We start from the raw sequence: 2101 nt of genomic DNA, 5'->3' as shown, positions 1-2101 counted from the left end.
CACAGACTTTGAGGAAGAACCCTTAATTGTGAGATGAGAAATCCAACGAAATCAACGGCCTTGCTTTGCCCTTAAATATGATATTTTGCCTTTAAATCCGATATTTTTGCCCTTAAACCTGAGACAGGGTTCGCAGCTTCGTGTGGCAAATATTGATGGATGATGATCGCGAAGACTTCGTTGCCGCTGGTGCTGAGGAGGCGCGCAGGGCGGCCGTTCTGCGTCCGCTTGTTCAGGCATATCTCAAAGGAACTGGCAGTCTGGAAAGTGGCATCAATGACGCCGTTTGGGAGCTTGGTGTCAGCAGGGCGACTGTCTGGCGCTGGATAAAGCGTCTGGCCGAAGAGGGTGGGCGCACCAGCGCGCTGGCTTCTCGGAAACGGGGCCGCCCGACTGGTACAACCTTGATATCCGGCAAGGTGGAAGCGGTGATCGAAGAACATCTTCGCCGTTATTTCTTACGGCGGGAACGCCCAAGCCTGTCGCGCATCGTGACAGAAATCCGAAGCGCGTGCTGGCAGCAGGGCTTGCAACCGCCGACACGTCGGACGGTTCAGCGCAGGCTGGATGCAATGGATGCCCGTGAAATTGCCAAGGCACGCGAAGGCGCAAAGGCGGCCCGCCAGAAATTTGCGCCGGTCGTAGGCGACAACAAGGCAAACCGGCCACTGGAGGTCGTGCAAATCGACCATACGCCTGCGGACATCATTCTCGTCGACAGTTTTGAACGCAAACCAATTGGGCGGCCTTGGGTCACGCTGGCGATCGACGTCGCAACGCGGATGGTGACCGGATATTACACCTCTCTCGAGGCACCTTCGCGTCTGTCGGTGGCGCTTTGCCTGACACAGGCTGTGGCCCCCAAGGCGGAACTTCTGGCGGAATTGGTGCGCAATGTTCCTTGGCCCGCGCAGGGTAAACCGCATAGCATCCACGTCGATAACGGGCGCGATTTCCGGTCGCATGCCTTTCGGTCGGCATGTGCAGAATGGGGGATCGATCTGGTCTATCGGCCGCCAGGCAGTCCTCATTTCGGAGGGCACATCGAACGATTGATCGGCACGATGATGGGGGCCGTGCACCTGTTGCCTGGAACAACGCAATCCTCGGTCGTGGCCAAGGGCGACTATGACGCCGAGGGCATGGCCACGATGACCTTAAGCGACTTCGATCGCTGGTTTGCTCTGGAAATCTGCCGCTACAACAACAGCATTCATTCAAGTCTTGGCTGCACGCCCGTTGCCAAATGGGAGGCGCTCTCAGAGCAAATGATGGGCGATATCCCCTTCGAGATTGAAGCCTTTCGGGTGAGCTTTCTGCCAAGTGAACTGCGCAAGGTCAGGCGTGACGGCATCCATCTGTTCCAGATACGGTACTGGTCCGATGCGCTTGCAGGCCACATCGGGCGCGGGGATGGAAAGGTGGTCGTCCGCTACGACCCTCGCGACCTCTCGGTGATCTGGGTCGAACTGGATAATGACCGATACGTCGAAGCTCGGTACCGAAACCTGGAAATTCCGCCTGTGTCGCTCTGGGAATATCGCGAAGCCATGAGGAATGCCCGTGCCCTTGGCAAGTCCGGGTCCAATGAGCTGGTCCTGGCTGAGCTGATCCGACAGCAACGCCAAATCGAGTCTGAAAGCCGGAGCCTGACGAGGGCCGAACGCCGATCCCGTGAAAGAAAAGGGACATTGGAGGGCGCCAACTCGGCCGTCTCAACAACCGAAGGGCTGCGCGCGATCGATACGGGTGATACATCGCGCCCATTGTTCAAGGTGGAGAGATGGTGAATTGAGGGCAGGAAAAACAGAGGAAGACGGTCGGATCACCCTCATTCAATCGGATATCTGGATTGGCTTTCCGCGGGCCGAACAAGTTCTGGACCGTTTGCAGTGTATGATCGAAGCGCCAAGGCAAACCCGTATGCCTGGCCTTCTTGTGCATGGCGCGTCCGGGATCGGAAAGACGATGATCGCCCGCAATCTTTCGCGCAGATATGCACCGGAATATGACCCAGCATCGGGAATTACGCGAACGCCGCTGTTACTGTTACAAGCACCACCAGCTCCCGACGAACGACGGTTCTATCTGCACATCCTGG

At 57.4% G+C, this 2101-nt stretch carries 2 protein-coding genes; both read left to right on the top strand.

Going from position 1 to position 2101, the window contains the following annotated elements:
* Window positions 1–155: 155 nt before the first annotated feature.
* Window positions 156–1790, top strand: coding sequence for a Mu transposase C-terminal domain-containing protein (locus SPHINGO391_RS00010; RefSeq protein WP_024099411.1), 1635 nt, complete (start codon window positions 156–158; stop codon window positions 1788–1790).
* Between the two features lies 1 nt (window position 1791).
* On the top strand, window positions 1792–2101 hold a 310-nt coding region (locus SPHINGO391_RS00005), incomplete at its 3' end, for a TniB family NTP-binding protein (RefSeq protein WP_193217125.1).

It is taken from the genome of Hoeflea sp. EC-HK425, from assembly GCF_902498795.1.
In the GTDB taxonomy this organism is placed as follows: domain Bacteria; phylum Pseudomonadota; class Alphaproteobacteria; order Rhizobiales; family Rhizobiaceae; genus Hoeflea; species Hoeflea alexandrii.
The sequence above is the reverse complement of the archived record's forward strand: the minus strand, read 5'-3'. Positions and strand labels throughout refer to the sequence as shown.